Annotated in this window: 14 protein-coding genes; 6 read left to right on the top strand and 8 right to left on the bottom strand. The window is 61.5% G+C overall.

Annotation, left to right across the window (positions count from 1 at the left end; all coding sequences use genetic code 11):
* Positions 1 to 188: 188 nt before the first annotated feature.
* The 5 genes from QRN31_RS07850 to pedF form a co-directional block, all read right to left on the bottom strand.
* Positions 189 to 1,967 (bottom strand): PQQ-dependent methanol/ethanol family dehydrogenase, encoded by a 1,779-nt coding sequence (locus QRN31_RS07850; protein WP_285431234.1) that lies wholly within the window; start codon positions 1,965 to 1,967, stop codon positions 189 to 191.
* Positions 1,968 to 2,240: 273 nt separating this feature from the next.
* Positions 2,241 to 3,179: a quinoprotein relay system zinc metallohydrolase 1 gene (locus tag QRN31_RS07845; protein ID WP_285431233.1), complete on the bottom strand. Its 939-nt coding sequence runs from the start codon at positions 3,177 to 3,179 to the stop codon at positions 2,241 to 2,243.
* Between the two features lie 16 nt (positions 3,180 to 3,195).
* A complete protein-coding gene (locus tag QRN31_RS07840; protein ID WP_285431232.1) occupies positions 3,196 to 3,957 on the bottom strand; it encodes a quinoprotein dehydrogenase-associated SoxYZ-like carrier in 762 nt (253 codons plus the stop codon).
* Positions 3,954 to 4,829, bottom strand: a complete 876-nt coding sequence (locus QRN31_RS07835) for a substrate-binding periplasmic protein (RefSeq protein WP_285431230.1) — start codon at positions 4,827 to 4,829, stop codon at positions 3,954 to 3,956. The genes QRN31_RS07840 and QRN31_RS07835 overlap by 4 nt, the downstream gene beginning before the upstream one ends.
* 3 nt (positions 4,830 to 4,832) lie before the next feature.
* On the bottom strand, positions 4,833 to 5,294 hold the full coding sequence (gene pedF, locus QRN31_RS07830; protein WP_285431229.1) for a cytochrome c-550 PedF: 462 nt from the start codon (positions 5,292 to 5,294) through the stop codon (positions 4,833 to 4,835).
* 276 nt (positions 5,295 to 5,570) lie between these two features.
* Here pedF and QRN31_RS07825 point away from each other — a divergent pair, with 276 nt between their 5' ends.
* From QRN31_RS07825 to QRN31_RS07800, 6 genes are all read left to right on the top strand, one after another.
* The gene (locus tag QRN31_RS07825; protein ID WP_285431227.1) at positions 5,571 to 6,755 is read left to right on the top strand and encodes a lanthanide ABC transporter ABC transporter substrate-binding protein PedA1; all 1,185 of its coding nucleotides are present in this window, start codon (positions 5,571 to 5,573) and stop codon (positions 6,753 to 6,755) included.
* Positions 6,756 to 6,795: 40 nt separating this feature from the next.
* Entirely contained in the window at positions 6,796 to 7,755 is a 960-nt protein-coding gene (locus tag QRN31_RS07820; protein ID WP_285431226.1) for a YVTN family beta-propeller repeat protein, read from the top strand.
* Positions 7,752 to 8,483 (top strand): lanthanide ABC transporter ATP-binding protein PedB/LutE, encoded by a 732-nt coding sequence (locus QRN31_RS07815; protein WP_285431224.1) that lies wholly within the window; start codon positions 7,752 to 7,754, stop codon positions 8,481 to 8,483. The genes QRN31_RS07820 and QRN31_RS07815 overlap by 4 nt, the downstream gene beginning before the upstream one ends.
* Complete coding sequence (locus QRN31_RS07810; RefSeq protein WP_285431222.1) at positions 8,480 to 9,271, top strand: lanthanide ABC transporter permease protein PedC; 792 nt, start codon at positions 8,480 to 8,482, stop codon at positions 9,269 to 9,271. Before QRN31_RS07815 ends, QRN31_RS07810 begins: the two co-directional genes overlap by 4 nt.
* A gap of 240 nt (positions 9,272 to 9,511) precedes the next feature.
* Positions 9,512 to 10,069, top strand: coding sequence for a PQQ-dependent catabolism-associated CXXCW motif protein (locus QRN31_RS07805; RefSeq protein WP_285431220.1), 558 nt, complete (start codon positions 9,512 to 9,514; stop codon positions 10,067 to 10,069).
* A gap of 56 nt (positions 10,070 to 10,125) precedes the next feature.
* A complete protein-coding gene (locus QRN31_RS07800) occupies positions 10,126 to 10,791 on the top strand; it encodes a response regulator (protein WP_285431218.1) in 666 nt (221 codons plus the stop codon).
* Positions 10,792 to 10,925: 134 nt separating this feature from the next.
* On the opposite strand, the gene nahK is transcribed toward QRN31_RS07800, so the two are convergent.
* The 3 genes from nahK to QRN31_RS07785 form a co-directional block, all read right to left on the bottom strand.
* Positions 10,926 to 13,520, bottom strand: a complete 2,595-nt coding sequence (nahK, locus tag QRN31_RS07795) for a hybrid sensor histidine kinase/response regulator NahK/ErcS' (protein ID WP_285431328.1) — start codon at positions 13,518 to 13,520, stop codon at positions 10,926 to 10,928.
* The gene (nosP, locus tag QRN31_RS07790) at positions 13,489 to 14,652 is read right to left on the bottom strand and encodes a nitric oxide-sensing protein NosP (RefSeq protein WP_285431217.1); all 1,164 of its coding nucleotides are present in this window, start codon (positions 14,650 to 14,652) and stop codon (positions 13,489 to 13,491) included. Before nosP ends, nahK begins: the two co-directional genes overlap by 32 nt.
* A gap of 275 nt (positions 14,653 to 14,927) precedes the next feature.
* Positions 14,928 to 16,112: a porin gene (locus tag QRN31_RS07785; RefSeq protein WP_285431215.1), complete on the bottom strand. Its 1,185-nt coding sequence runs from the start codon at positions 16,110 to 16,112 to the stop codon at positions 14,928 to 14,930.
* Between the last annotated feature and the right edge of the window lie 40 nt (positions 16,113 to 16,152).

The raw sequence follows: 16,152 nt of genomic DNA, 5'->3' as shown, positions 1-16,152 counted from the left end.
GTAGAGAGCCCCGCGCGCCAGACGAATGCGCCGTTGGCAGGGGGACTCTCGTTATTTGGTAGTAGATGATCGTTCCCACGCTCCGCGTGGGAATGCCTCAACGGACGCTCCGCGTTCGGCTTTGGAAGGGACGCAGAGCGTCCCGGGCTGCATTCCCACGCAGAGCGTGGGAACGATCTGTGCAGCAATCAGTGTTTGGCCACTACCAGGTCTTTAGGCAACTTGAACGTCCAGAGCATGCCGCCCTGGTTGAAGTCCTTGATGCGCTTGGCCACTTCGCCGCCCCACAGCGGTACGGCACCACCCCAACCGGAAAGAACGGAAACGTACTGTTCGCCGTCCATTTCCCAGGTGATCGGCGAGCCGAGGACGCCGGAGCCGGTCTGGAATTCCCAGACTTTCTCACCAGTCTTGGCATTGAACGCCTGCAGGAAACCTTCCGGCGTGCCGGTGAACACCAGGTTGCCCTTGGTGGTCAGCACCCCGCCCCACAGCGGCGCGTAGTTCTTGTGGCGCCAGACTTCTTTGCCGGTGACCGGATCGATGGCGCGCAGCACGCCGATGTAGTCTTCGTTCAACGGTTTGATGGTGAAACCGGCACCGAGGAACGCGGCGCCTTTTTTGTAGGCGATGCCTTCGTTCCAGATGTCCATGCCCCATTCGTTGGACGGCACGTAGAACAGCTTGGTGTCCTTGTTGTAGGCCATCGGCATCCAGTTTTTCGCGCCGAGGAATGCCGGTGCTACAAACACTGAACTGCCTTTGGCTTCGGTGCCTGGCGCACCAGGTCGGCTGGCTTCGTTGTAGATCGGCCGGCCGTCTTTATCCAGGCCGGTGGCCCAGGTGATCTTGTCCACGAACGGGAAGCCACGGATGAATTTGCCGTTGGTGCGGTCCAGCACGTAGAAGAAACCGTTACGGTCAGCGGTGGCCGCCGCTTTGATTTCCTTGCCGCCTTCGGTGTAGTTGAACGAGACCAGTTCGTTCACGCCGTCATAGTCCCAGCCGTCGTGGGGCGTGCTCTGGAAGTGCCATTTGATCGTGCCGTCGTCCGGGTTGAGCGCCAGGCGCGACGAGGAGTAGAGGTTGTCGCCAGGACGCAGGTGCGAGTTCCATGGCGCCGGGTTGCCGGTGCCGAACAGCAGCAGATTGGTTTCCGGGTCGTAGTAGCCGCCCAGCCAAGGGGCCGCGCCGCCGGTTTTCCACAGATCGCCGGGCCAGGTCTTGCCGGCTTCGCCGCCGGAGATGCCGTTCTCTATCGCTTTGCCATCCTTGTAGGTGTAACCCATGTGACCTTCAACGGTCGGCCGGGTCCACAGCAGCTCACCGTTTTTCGGGTCGTAGGCGGAGATCTTGCCTACCACGCCGAACTCGCCACCGGCCACGCCGGTAATCAGTTTGCCGTTGACCACCAACGGTGCGGCACTGATGGAATAGCCTTCCTTGTGGTCGGCGACCTGCTTGCTCCACACCACTTTGCCGGTGTCTTTGTTCAGTGCCACCAGCTTGGCGTCGAGGGTGCCGAAGAACACTAGGTCGCCATACAGCGCCACGCCACGGTTTATCACGTCGCAGCACGGACGGATGTCATCGGGCAGGCGCGCATCGTATTGCCAGAGTTTTTTGCCGGTGCGTGCATCCACCGCGAACACCCGCGAGTAGGAACCGGTCATGTACATGATGCCGTCCTTGATCATCGGCTGCGCTTGCTGACCGCGCTGCTTCTCACCGCCGAAGGAGAACGCCCAGACCGGACGCAAATCCTTGATGTTGTCGACGTTGAGCGTGTCCAGCGGGCTGTAGCGCTGACCCTGGACGCCCAGACCGTTGGTGACGATCTGCTCCGGGTTCTTGGGGTCCTGGAGAATGTCCTGGTCGGTGACACCGGCCAGCGCGGTGCCGGACAGCAGCATGGCACTGAGCAGCACACTCAAGACGAAGGGTTGGCGACGTGCGGGTTGGGTCATGACGGCTACCTCTGCGGTTTTTGTTATACCCGGGAAATTTTCCCGGTCTAGTGCAGATTCTTGGCCGCCGCCGCCCTTGCAACAATTGCCCGCAGTGCTGAGATTGCTAGTTCCTTAGTACAGGGTCGGAGGAGATGAGTACCCATCCTGTGGTCGACACTGCCCTCCTGTGGGAGCGAGCCTGCTCGCGATGGCGGTGTATCAGGCAGCATCAATGTTGAATGTGCAGGCCTCATCGCGAGCAGGCTCACTCCCACAGGGGATTTGTGTTGTTCACTGGGGCGTGGCGGAATCGACTCGGGTCATCTGCGCGCGCTCATAGCGCGGGTACAAGTGACTGACGCTGCGAATCAGCTCATAGCGGCTCAGGTTGATTCCGGCAAAGCGCTCGGGGATGGAGCTGCGGATCATCTCGGTCATGGCGCTGCCATTGGCCGCGCCATCCCGCATGAGCTGGTCGAGCCAGGTGAGGTAGTCGCGCATTTGTTCGAAGGGTTGCGGGTCGCTGGCCACCGGACCGTGGCCCGGCACGATCAACGTCCACGGCAAGCCTTGAAGCGTGGCGATGTCCGCCAGCCAAACCGACAGCCCCGGACTGTTGGGCGTGGTCAACGCCCGCTGATAAAACACCAGGTCCCCGGCAAACAGCACGCCGGTGGTCTGGTCGAGAATAGCCAGATCCGCGCCGGTGTGCCCACCCAGGCTCAGCAGGCGCAGATCGTGATTCCCAAAACTGTGCACGCCGGGTGTCAGCACCTGGGTTGGCAACAGCACTTCGGTGCCGCGCATCCAGTCCCCCACCAATCGATACATGTTCTCGGCCATCGCATTACCCTGCTGCTGCAGCAGCTCGGTGGTGCCGGCCAGCGCACCGATCGGAACGTCACTGAAAGCCTGATTGCCCAGTACATGGTCCGGGTGATGGTGGGTCAACAGCACCTGAATCACCGGTTTATCGGTGGTCGCGGCAATCGCCTTGCGCATCGCCTCGCCGTAACGTTTTGACGGCCCGGTGTCGATCACCACTACCCCACGTTCGGTGACGATGAACCCGGTGTTGACGATATTGCCGCCGTTGGCCTGGGCGAAATTGTCGGTACTGCCTTCCAGCAGCCAGGTGTCCTGGGCGATCTGCCGAGGTTTGAGTACGTAGTCGAGGTCGGCCAGGGCCGGCAGGCCCAAGCCCATCAACAACAGCAGCATCCAGCGCATGAGACGCTCCTTGGGTTCAGGGTATGGCCGCATCGAATTGATTGCCGCTGTTGTCGCGCAGTAACAAGCGCGTCTGCCCTGCCCCCTCGATATCGAAGGCCAGGCTGGGGTTTTCGCTGACCGCCGGGAACAACTCAAGACGGGCCAACAACTGATCGTTTTGATCGCGTAGCTCGGCATGGTTGATGAAAAATTCCGGAATGCCACTGACCATGCCATTGTCCATCGGGTGCGCTACCTGCAAGCGCACGCGGCTGAAGGCGTCGCGCGGATATCGACCGCCCACCACCTCGCCGATGTGTTCTTCCCAGCCGGCCTGAGTACGCACGACGCTGGGCGCGGTGCACCCGCCGCCCGCCGCGTCGATCAACGTCGAACCGACATGCCACAGCCCGTCGCGGGTCAGCACCGCGGCGCGCAGCGGTGTGGCCTGCTCGATGCGGATGCGGATCGACAGCCACGGCAATACGCGGTCCAGCGGTTGAAAGTCGACGATTTTCGGCAGCGGGTTGAGCTCGGCCCAGGCGAGAATTTTCACCACCTCGCCCTTGAACGCCCGGGCATCGATTTCCAGCGGCACTTGCCGGGCGTCCTCGGCGAATGGCGGCGCCAGCAGCTTGACCCGCTCGTCGAACACGAACGGCGCATCACCGAGCATTTGCTTGTGGTAGAACTCCCACATCACCGACGGCACCGGGTCTTTGCCCGGAAGAATGTCCGCAGCCTGAGCCGCCAAAGGCAGCCAGCAGGCCAACAGGCAACCCGCGCGCCAGTTCATTGATACATCTCGGGCACGTCATAACGCAGGCCGTAATGTTCATAAATGGTCTTGACCGAGCCTTCACGAATCAGGGTTTCCAACGCTTCTTCCACGGCATAGGCCAGTTGGTGGTTGCTTTCATGCACCGCCATGCCGATTTCCCAGAGCTGTTTGCCCATGTTCGGGTAGGCGTTTTCCGCCAGGGCCACTTGCGGGTCGGCCGCTTCATGCACTTGCCAGTCGATCTCGCCGCGCATGGCCATTACCGCGTCGACTTCGCCGGCCTTCATGGCCGCGAACGCCTGGGGCACGCCGGGATAGTGATGGGTCTTGGCGGCGAGCATGCCGTTGAACACCGAGGTCAGGTAAAACGACGGCACGCTGTCGACTTCCACGCCAATCGGGTGCTGCTCGAACACCGCGACGCTGGCGACCTTGTCCAGCCGACGGCGGTCATACGCCACTTGCCATTGCTCGTTCTGGTACGGGCCGAACATCACCACATGGCCGTTTTCCAGCTCACCCAGTTCATTGCGTTTTTGCGCGTAGTCGCGGTCGTACGGCACCCGCATCATCAGGTCGGCCAGTTGCAGATCGTGCAGCTGACTGGCGCGCCAGATGTAATCGCGCAGGTCGTCATCGAGCTTCTCCCCGGCAGGCGCCCAGATCAGCGTCAGGCGCACGCCCAAGGATTTGGCCAGCGCCTCGGCGAGTTCCACATCCACCCCGCGAGGCTTTCCGGCCTGCTCAAAACTGTAAGGCGCAAAGTCCTTGTAGACCGCGACTTTCAGCTCCCCGGCGGCGATCATCTCGTCAAAGGTACGCACTTGCGCCTGCGCGGCCTGGCAACACAGCAACACGGCGCTGATCAACACAGTGAGCAGGCGCATGGCTTACTCCTCGACGTGTACGCTGTCCAGGTAGGAGCGCACCGCCCACAAGGCTTCCTGACTCAGGTAGTCAGCCATCTTCGGCATGTACACTCGACCGTCACGCACGGCGCCATGGCGCACGCGCTCGACGAACCATTCATCACCGGCGTCGCCGACATCGAGCAGGCGCAGATCGGGAGCGATGCCGCCGGATTTGGCTTCCAGGCCATGACACGCGGCGCAGTTCTGGTTGTACGCCGAGGAGCCGATTTCCACGGCCTTGTCGTGTTCCGGGGACGTGCGGTAAGGGTTCACCGAGGCCCAGCCATCGGCATCGACCGATACGCCGGAATCCTTGATCGGGGTCAGGCCCGGGGTGGCGACCGCCTGAGGCACCACGTTGCCGTGGGCCCAGACCGAACCTGCACTGATAAAGCCGGCCAGCAGTCCGGCAACGAGTAAGGCGCTGCGTTTTGTTGTCATTGTTCTGCCCTCAGGATTGCACGCAAAACCTCTTTGAAGAGGCTATGGCACCCATCTTAGGAACCGTCCCGAGCAATCCCCATGCTGCTTTGGTGGCCGCCGTCTAGTCCCTTGGTAGTAGGCTTTGTGGCGCACACCTGAATACCGTCGCCCCTGGCTGAAACCGCCCTCTGCCGGGCGAGCTACTACCTTGGTACTGGCTCACTGGTACTTTCTGCATATTTCATTCTGCCTCGCAGGCTTCCTATGCTGGCGCTACCTGTAATGGAGTGCCTTATGCGCCAGCTTGCCCCTTACGCCCTGATCTACTTGCTGGCCATCGCCTGCGCCGCCGGGGTGGCGACACAGAGCCAGGCCGCCGACGCGCCGCTACAGGTGCAAATCGGTTACCTGGGCTATCGCCCCGACACCGGCCCGCTGCTGTCGAACGTCATTCCCGAACCGGTCGATGCCGGACTTCGCGGCGCGGAACTGGCGGTAACCGACAGCAACAGCACCGGGCGTTTTCTCAACCACAGCTACAGCCTGGTCAGCGCGAGTGCCGACAGCCCGGATGCATTGGTTGAAGCGGCCAAGGCCCAGCACGAACAGGGCCTTCGCTTGTTTGTGGTGAATGCGCCGGTGGAAACCCTGCGCCGACTCAGCGCCGTGCTGCCCGACAGCTTGCTGTTCAACGCCGGCAGCCCCGACGACAGCCTGCGCACCACCGACTGCCTGCCGAACGTGCTGCACAGCCTGCCCAGCCGGGCGATGCTGGCCGATGCGCTGGCGCAATTTCTGGTGGTGCGCAAATGGCAACGGGCGCTGCTGATCGTCGGCCCGACGCCGGACGATCAGGCCTATGCCGCTGCCCTGCGCCGCGCCGCCAAACGTTTCGGCCTGAAACTGGTGGCGGAAAAAGCCTGGAGTTTCGATAACGACCAGCGCCGCAGCGCCCAGGCCGACATGCCGCTGTTCACCCAGACCGCCGAGTACGACGTGGTGCTGGTGGCGGATGAGCGCGGCGATTTCGGTGAATACGTGCCCTACCAGACCTGGTACCCACGGCCGGTCGCCGGCACTCAGGGCCTGACCCCGGTGGGTTGGCACAAAACCGTCGAGACCTACGGCGCCGCCCAACTGCAAAAACGCTTCGAAGCCTTGACCGGGCGCTGGATGAATGACCGCGATTTCGCTGCCTGGATGGCCGTGCGCAGCATCGCCAGCGCGGTGAGCAAGTTGCGCCAGGTCGATCCGATGGCGATCCGCACCCTGGAAATCAGCGATCAATTGCCCCTCGACGGTTTCAAGGGCCGCAAGCTCAGCTATCGCCCGTGGAATGGCCAGTTGCGCCAGCCGATCCCGATCGTGCAACCCCGGGCGCTGGTCAGCACCTCACCCCAGGACGGCTTCCTCCATCCCTTCAATGAAATGGACAGCCTGGGCTACGACAAGCCCGAGGTCACTTGCCGCTTTCCCTGATCTGGCACTTCACAACAACGACAACAAAAAGGAATCCGCCATGCGCCACACCCTGCTCTCTTGCGCCCTGCTGCTTGCCGCCGGGCACGCCGTGGCCAGCACCGCCTGGGTCTCCAACGAAAAAGACAACAGCCTGAGCCTGATTGACATGCAGACCCTGCAAGTGACCGACACCCTGCCCGTCGGCCAGCGCCCGCGCGGCTTGCTGCTGTCCCACGACAACAAGTTGTTGTACATCTGCGCCAGCGATTCGGACCGGGTTCAGGTGATGGACGTGGCCACGCGCAAGATCATCAAGGAACTGCCGTCGGGCAAAGACCCTGAGCAATTCGCCCTGCACCCCAACAATCGCTGGCTGTACGTTTCCAATGAAGACGATGCGCTGGTGACAGTGATCGACACTGAAACCTCCAAGGTGCTGAGCCAGATCAATGTCGGTGTCGAGCCCGAAGGCATGGCCGTCAGCCCCGATGGCAAGTGGGCCGTGAACACCAGCGAAACCACCAACATGCTGCACTGGATCGACACCAGCACCCAGACCCTGGCCGACAGCACCCTGGTCGATCAGCGGCCACGGTTTGTCGAGTTTGCCCCTGACGGTTCCAAGCTCTGGGCTTCGGCAGAGATCGGCGGCACGGTGACGATTCTCGATGTGGCGACGCGCAAAATTCTCAAGACCCTGACCTTCCAGATCAAGGGCGTCCACCCGGATAAGGTCCAGCCGGTCGGCATCAAACTCAGCGCCGACGGCAAGTACGGTTTCGTCGCGCTCGGCCCGGCTAACCATGTGGCGGTGGTTGATGCCAAGACGTTCGAAATCCTCGATTACCTGCTGGTGGGCCGCCGCGTGTGGCAGATGTCATTCACCCCGGATCAGAAGCAGTTGCTGGCCACCAACGGCGTCAGCGGCGATGTCTCGGTGATTGATGTCGACAGCCTCAAAGTCATCAAGTCGGTGAAGGTTGGGCGCTATCCGTGGGGCGTGGTGGTGACGCCATGAACGCACTCGATGTCAGTGAGTTGAGCTTTGCCTACGGCGCACGCGAAGCCTTGCGCCAGGTGAGTTTCAGCCTGGTGCCGGGGCGGTTTGCGGCGTTGCTGGGGCCGAATGGCGCAGGCAAATCGACACTGATTGCCTTGCTCACCCGGCTTTATGATTTGCAACGCGGCGAGATCCATGTGGGCGGCTGCTCCTTGCGCAAGACGCCGCGCGCGGCGCTCAGGCAATTGGGTGTGGTGTTCCAGCAAAGTACGCTGGACCTGGACCTCAGTGTCGAACAAAACCTGCGTTATCACGCCGCGCTGCACGGCCTGTCCCGGCGTCAGACCGGTCTGCGGGTCGAGGCCGAGCTGGCGCGTCAGGCGCTGACCGAACGACGTCGGGAGCGGGTGCGTGAACTCAACGGCGGCCACCGGCGCCGGGTAGAAATCGCCCGCGCCTTGCTGCATCAGCCACGGTTGTTGTTGCTCGACGAGGCCAGCGTCGGCCTCGACCCGGCCAGTCGCCTGGCGCTCAATCAACACATCCGCAGTCTGTGTCGCGAGCACGGCATCAGTGTGCTCTGGACCACCCATTTGCTGGACGAAGTGCAACCGAGCGACGACCTGCTGATTCTCCATCAGGGCCGTCTGGTGGCCAGCGGGCAAGCGGATGCGCTGAGCCTGGAACATGGCGGCGACCTCGGTTCGGCCTTTACTCGCCTGACCACTTCAGGAGCTGCCCGATGAACGCTTATTGGCAATGTTTCAGCGGCATCGTGCTACGCGAATGGCTGCGCTTTGTGCTGCAACGCACGCGGTTTCTCAGCGCCCTGGTACGACCGCTGTTGTGGCTGCTGGTGTTTGCCGCCGGTTTTCGCGCGGCACTCGGGATCGCGATCATCGAGCCGTATGACACCTACATTCCGTACGAGGTCTACATCATCCCGGGCCTGGCTTGCATGATCCTGTTGTTCAACGGCATGCAAGGTTCGCTGTCGATGGTGTACGACCGGGAAATGGGCAGCATGCGCGTGCTGCTGACCAGCCCTCTGCCCCGGACCTTTCTGCTGTGCAGCAAACTGTTGGCTACGTCGCTGATTTCGCTGTTGCAGGTGTACGCCTTCCTGGCCATTGCCTGGTTGTATGGCGTGCAACCGCCGGCCATGGGCCTGTTGATCGCCTTGCCGGCGCTGTTGCTGGTGGCGTTGATGCTCAGTGCTCTGGGGTTGTTGCTGTCCAACGCGATCCGCCAGCTGGAGAACTTTGCCGGGGTGATGAATTTCGTGATCTTCCCGTTGTTTTTCCTGTCGTCGGCACTGTATCCGCTGTGGAAGATGCGCGAGTCCAGCGAGTGGTTGTACTGGCTGTGCGCGCTGAACCCGTTCACCCATGCGGTGGAGCTGGTGCGGTTTGCCTTGTACGAACGCTTCAACTTATTGGCTCTGTCGGTGTGCATGGCGCTGACACTGATATTCGCCGTGCTCGCGGTCCTCACCTTCAACCCGCAACACGCGGCCCTGCGCAAAGCTACCTGACACCACATCCCTCCGGTACTCGATCGTTCCCACGCTCCGCGTGGGAATGCCTCATGTGACGCTCTGCGTCACGCTTTTGGGACGCTGAGCGTCCCGGGCTGCATTCCCACGCAGAGCGTGGGAACGATCGGTAAAACACCTCAAAATTACTACTTTAGTACTGGTTTACCTGTCTATCGTCGCATTCCCAATGCGCCGGGACTGGCATGTAATGGGGTCATAACTATAAGGATCGACCCCATGCCGCGTGCCCGACGTCGTCTGCTGCGCCCTGCCCTTGCCGCGCTATCGCTGAGCCTGTTGCTGGGTGTCGCGCAGGCCGAAACACCGCTGTTCTCCGCCGAGGGTTATCGCATCGGCCTGTACCGCAGCCCGACCCCGAATCAGTTGCAAGGCGCGTCCATCATCGACACCGCCGCCCTGCAAACCCTGCTCACCCGGACACCGCGCCCGGTGCTGATCGACGTCTACCGCCGCCAATGGCTGCAAGGACGTTTCATCGAAGACCAACCCCACGAGAACCTGCCCGGCAGTCATTGGCTGGCCAATACCGGCGACGGCGACCTGACACCTGACTGGCAGGACTACTTTGCGCGCAACCTGAACCGCTTGACCGACGGCGACCTGGCGCAACCGCTGGTCTTCTACTGCCGCTCCGACTGCTGGCTAAGCTGGAATGCTGTGAAACGCGCCGCCGCCATGGGCTATAAAACACTGTATTGGTATCGCGATGGCCTGGATGCCTGGCAAGCCGCGAACCTGCCCGTTGCGCCGTCCCGGCCCGAGCCCTTCCCCTGACCTTTACGCGTGCGTGTTGTTGCCACACCATAATCAAAATAATGAGGTGAAAGGCCATGTACAAAATTCTGATTGCCGACGATCACCCACTGTTTCGCGAAGCCATCCATAACGTCATCAGCGACGGTTTTCCGGGCAGCGAAGTGATGGAAACCGCCGACCTCGACAGCGCCCTGCTGCTGACCCAGGACCATGACGACCTGGACTTGATCCTGCTCGACCTGAACATGCCCGGCATGCACGGCCTCAACGGCCTGATCAACCTGCGCAACGAGGCGCCGACCATTCCGGTGGTGATCGTCTCGGCGGAACAGGACAAACAGATCGTGCTGCAAGCCATCACCTACGGCGCGGTTGGTTTCATCACCAAATCTTCGCCCCGGGTGCAGATGACCGAAGCCATCCAGCAAATTCTCAACGGCAACGTCTACCTGCCGCCGGACATCATCCGCACGCAGAAATGCGGCACCCAGCGCCGGATGAACGACAACCCGAGCTTTCCGCCGGAGCTGCTCCAGGCACTGACACGCAAACAGTTATTGGTGCTGGAGCGCATGACCAAGGGCGAATCGAACAAACAGATCGCCTACACCCTGGAAATCGCTGAAACCACGGTCAAGGCGCACGTCTCGGCGATTCTGCGCAAACTCAACGTGCACAACCGGGTGCAGGCGATTTTGAGTGCTGGGGATATTGATTTCGGATCGTATCTGCGGCGCTGAAGACTGATCGTACCCACGTCGAGGCGTCGAACCGTCCGCGTGGGAATGCCTCAACGGACGCTCCGCGTTCGGCTCCGGAAGGGACGCAGAGCGTCCCGGGCTGCATTCCCACGCGGAGCGTGGGAACGATCATCTCAGGGCCTGCCGAGCAAATGACTCATCGCCGTCTTGAGTTTCATCGGCCGCACCGGTTTGTGCATCAGGGTATGGCCCAGTTCACGAATCTGTTGCTTGAGCTCGTTACTGTAATTGGCGGTAATCATCATCGCCGGAATCGCTGAACCGCGACGGGCGTTGATGCGGGCCACGGCGTCGACCCCGTTCTGGTCGTTATCCAGGTGATAGTCGGCGATCAGCAAATCCGCTTCTTCGTGGTAGTTGTCCACCTGCCGCGCCAGGTCGTCCTCCGACAGCGCCGTGACCACCCGACACCCCCAACCTTCGAGCAACGTACGCATGCCGGCGCAAATCGCCGCGTCGTTATCCAGCACCCACACCCGCGCACCGCGCAGACGTTCCAGCATCGGTTCACTCATCAGCAGCGTCGGCTGAGCCTTGGGGGCCGTGGCGCTCAAAGGCACCTCGACGGAAAACATCGACCCCTTGCCCGGCCACGAACGCACGTGAATACGGTGGCCGAGGATTCCGGCAATTTTCTCGACAATGGCCAGTCCCAGGCCCAAGCCGCGATCCTGATCCGGTCGCTGTACATCACCACGCTTGAACTCCTGGAAAATCTCTTCCAGTCGGTCTTCGGCAATGCCCATGCCGCTGTCCCAGACTTCAATCGTCAAGCGCTGATGATGGCGCCTGCAACCCAGCACCACACGACCACTGTAGGTGTAGCGGATGGCGTTGCTCAGCAGATTGCGCAGGATCCGCGCCAGCAACTGGATGTCGCTGCGCACCAACGCCGAACACGGGATGAAATGCAGCTCTAACCCTTCGCTGCGCGCGATCTGGGTGTACTCGGTGGCGAGGTTCTCCAACAGTTCACTCAGGGCGAACGGCGCAATGTCGGCCTTGATCACCCCGGCATCGAGTTTGGAAATGTCCACCAACGTGCCCAACAGATTTTCCACGTCCTCCAGGGAATTGCTGACATTGCGTACCAGAATCGCATTGGCCACCGGCTCGCGGCGTTCCAGCAATGCGCTGGTGAACAGCCGAGCGGCGTTGAGCGGTTGCAGCAAATCGTGACTCACGGCAGCCAGAAACTTGGTTTTCGACAGGTTGGCCTGCTCGGCCTCAAGCTTGGCCTCGCGCAAACGCGATTCGACGCGCCGACGTTCGTCGATTTCCCGCAATAATTGGTCATTGAGGGTGGTCAGCTCCGTCGTGCGCTCACGCACCCGTAACTCGAGATTCTGGTAAGCCTGATGCAACGCCTCGGCAGTGCGCCGGCGTTCGGTGATGTCGCGGATCAGCACGAAAATCCCCACCACTTCCCCGGTGGCCAGGCGATTAGGCACGTAGGAGCGCAGCATGTAGCGCTCCTGATTGTTGATGTTGGTTTCGGCGAACTCGAACGTCACGCTTTCCCCGGCCAGAGCCCGGGCCACGTAGGCTTCCAGGCGCTGGTAATGCTGTTCGCTGTGGACTTCGCGCAGGCTCTGTCCGAGCATTACACCGCGCGGCCAGCAGTACCATTCTTCGTAGACCTTGTTAGTGAATTCGTAGACCAGGTCGGCGTTGAGGTAGGCGATCAGCGCCGGAACATGGTCGGTGATCAGGCGAATCCAGCGCTCGCTTTCGCTCAACGCTTCGGCGTGCTGATAGCGTTCGGTGATGTCGGTGAAGGTGTTGACGAAACCGCCGGTGGGCAACGGGTGGGTGCGGATTTCCAGCACCCGGCCATCGTAGAGGCGCTGTTCCAGTTCCTGCACATGGCGCCCGTTGGCGTCGCGACTGGCTGGTGTCAGCAGGTTCAACTCACTGTCGGCGATCACTTCGGCAAACGGCCGATGCGCCGCCACCGGCGCCAGTCCGCTGAGTTCCAGAAAGCGCCGGTTCCACAATTCCAGCACGCCCTCGGCATTGACCATGGCCACGCCTTGGGACAGGTTGTCGACCGCCCGTTGCAGCAGATGCGATTTCTGCGCCACCGCTTGTTCGCGGCGCACGGTTTCACTGAGTTTGACGTCGGTAATGTCCGTGAACAGGATCACCCGCCCGCCTTCCTGGGTGGGCCGTTCGCTGACTTGCAGCCAACGACCGTTCTGCAGGCGATACAGCAGGTTCTCATCGGCCTGCCCACGCGGTTCTTCCGTGAACAAACCGGTGACACTCATCAGGCGCTTGACCTCGGCCAGACGCATGCCGGCGTTGATCCGCACCCGACTGTTGCCCCAGAACGCCTTGAAGCGGCTATTGAACAAGACGATTCGCTGATCGGCATCGAACAACACAAAAGCGTCGGAAATGCTTTCGATGGCGTCGATCAAATGTTGGTGCGCGGTTTCCGCACGCAGGCGCGCTTCGCTGAGCAAGTGATTGCCCGACTTGAGTTCGGCCATGGCCTGGTTCAAGGCATCGGTGCGCTCACGCACTTGCTCGGCCAACACCACCGAGTGCTGAAACGCCGCATACGGATCATTGCCACGGGTAATGCCAGACTCGATCCGTTCGATCAGCGCGCCATTGATGCGCTGCAACTTCTGATTGTCGTGCTGCAGGCTGGCGATTTGGGCCAGAAGCTCAGCGGTGCCCAGGGGACCGGCCTCGGGCAATGGCAACCCCGGTGAAGGTCTGGTTGATGTGCATGCCATTGAACTGCTCTCCGTAGGTGTTGAAACCCATCACCCGCTGGTCGCGCAAAAACGTGCCGATCTGCTCCAGATTGCCGTTGCCTTCCAGCTCCAGCCGCCTGAGAAAACAATCGCAGCCGATGGTCAGCAACAGGTCGCCGAGGCGTTCCTGCAAACCTTCGAACAGGTTTTGCAGGTTCGGCAGCATCGGCCCGGGCGTCATGACGGTGAGGACGATGCCGTTCTCCACCGCGCAATAGAAACTCAGGCTCAGGTCGGGATGCACCTGCTGGATGGCGCGTACGTAATACTGGTCGTTGAAGCGCACCGCCAACGGGTGCGCGGCGAAAATCCGGTGATCGAGCTCGGCCACCGGCACGCCGATGTGCCGGGCGTACTCCTCGGCGGCGGGCTCGGCATTCAGTTCGAAGACTCGGCGCGAGGTGCTGTCGGCCCCGGTGACCACCAGTTTTTCTGCTCTCGGCAAGATGTGGTGAGTGGTGAACACCTCAAAGTCGAGCCAGGTGTTGACCAGCACCACCACGGCCGCGCCGCTGTGGAATTCGCCGCCAAAATAGACGTGGGTGTGGGTCAGGTAATTGTCGTCTCCCGCTGAGCCGCCGAAATGCGGGATGTCGCCCAACGCCGCACTCAAGGCAGCGAGGACCATTTCTTCACGGCTGGACAGCCCGTCGAGCAGGGTCAGGGCAAAGCTGTTGCCCTTGATCGGCGCCAGGGTATTGCTGCGACAACCGCTGACCAGCCGCTCGACCATTTGCTGGGCATCGATCAGGCTGAAGCGCTCCATCTCGCAGATCAGTTCGGCGTCGATGGAAAAATGCCGATGGTCGAACCCCACCGCCGTCACGCAGTTGCGACCGTAGCCCAACGGAGTGATTTCCCCGGCGCTGGTGCACCCCACCAGGCGAATCCCGCCGAAGCTCTGTTGCAAGGCCTGGCCCAGCGCCTGCAAGTCGTACTCGGCGGAACAGAAGAACAACACGAACCCCAAATGCGGATGCAACAACTGCCGCGCCAGCTCCTGAGCCACCTGTTGGGCATCGGTGGCCTGGGACATTGCACTGACCACACCTTCACTCTGGACCTGCTGCATTGTCGCCTCCCGCAGGTGCGCCTGTATGAGGCACGAGTGTACGAAGCCTGCGCGCTGCGACGTATGCTACTTGGGTAGCGGGTAGCCGCTTCGATGGGATGAGAGTCGGTGGGTTGCGCGCTTGATGGCTGAAGGTTTTGTGGCGAGGGAGCTTGCTTGCGCTGGACTGCGCAGCAGTCCCTCAACCGGCCGATGCGCGACCAGAATCGGGACCGCTATGGTCCAGCGAAAGCAAACTCCCTCGCCACAGGGCTAGGGTTCACCGATCAGCTTTGTTACCAGTTCAACACCGCCCCCACCGCGAAGGTGTCGGTGTTTTCGTTCTGTGCGCTGGTGTCGTGGCCATTGATTTCGAACTGGTTGTATTCGGCCACCAGCTTGAGGTTGTCGTTGATGTCATGGAACAGCGCAATGCCGCGGGTCTCGTAATCCGCGCCGCTGCCGACCACGCCGTTGCCTTCGTCGTTGGTCTTGCCGTAGGACAAGGCCAGGCGGTTCTTGCCCAGTTTGTAGGAGCCCTGCAGCAAGTAGCCGTCGCTGTCGACGTTACGCAGGGTCGGCTCGCCGGCGTTGTTGGTGAAAAACGGGTTGATGCCCTTGGCCTGGAAGCCGGAACCGACGAGGGTCACGCCGCCCATCTTCGCCTGCACGCCGTAGCCGACGCCTTTGGAGGTGATGGACTGGACGGTGGAGTCGGTGTTGTCCGAGGTCTGGTAGCTGCCGTTGACCCAGCTGTAGATCTTCGCGCCGGCCACATCAAACTGGTAAGTGATCTCGCTCTCGGTGCGCGGATTTTCCTGATACGCCTTGCCCAACGGGCTGCTGTCGTTGGTGTCCACCGGGTCGAAGATGCCCACGGCCACCCGCAACCCGTCCATTACCGGAGTGCGATAGGTGATCTGCGATGTCGGGAACGGATACGGATACCCCGTGCCGATATTGCCGAACGATACGCCGCCACCGTCCACCAACCCCAGGGTGTCGCTGACCTGGCCATAACCGGCGAGCATTTCATCGAGCAGAATGTTGGAACGGGCGAACAGGCCGAAGTCCTTGCCGATCAGCACCTCGCCCCACTCAGGATTGGCCACGGTGCCGTAGAACTGGCGCACGTCGATGGCGGTGTCGGTGCCGTTGGTCTGGCTGTCGTTGATGGTCACCCAGAACGACGACCGCGCGCCGAGCTTCAGGTCATCGATCTGCTTGCTCATGTTGAAGCCCAGGTAGTTGGGCAAATAACCCATCTTGACCCGTGCCTGGCTCCGGTCGAATTGATCGCCGGCGCGGTCGACTTTGCTGTTCACGTAGAAGGCGTTGATGTAGCCGTCCGTGGAGAACGTGGTCTGGTCCTTGTCGTACAGCACGATCTCGGCTTCGGCCATTGCGCTCAAGCCAAGGGACGACAGGCCGACGATGAAGGCAGGCAAGAAACGATGCTTGAAGTTCTTATTGTTGTGCATGACGCGCTCCGCAGCGGGGGGACTGGATGTCGGAGGCGAT

It is taken from the genome of Pseudomonas sp. fls2-241-R2A-110 (assembly GCF_030209165.1).
Lineage (GTDB): Bacteria > Pseudomonadota > Gammaproteobacteria > Pseudomonadales > Pseudomonadaceae > Aquipseudomonas.
This window is presented reverse-complemented; position numbering and strand designations above follow the sequence as displayed.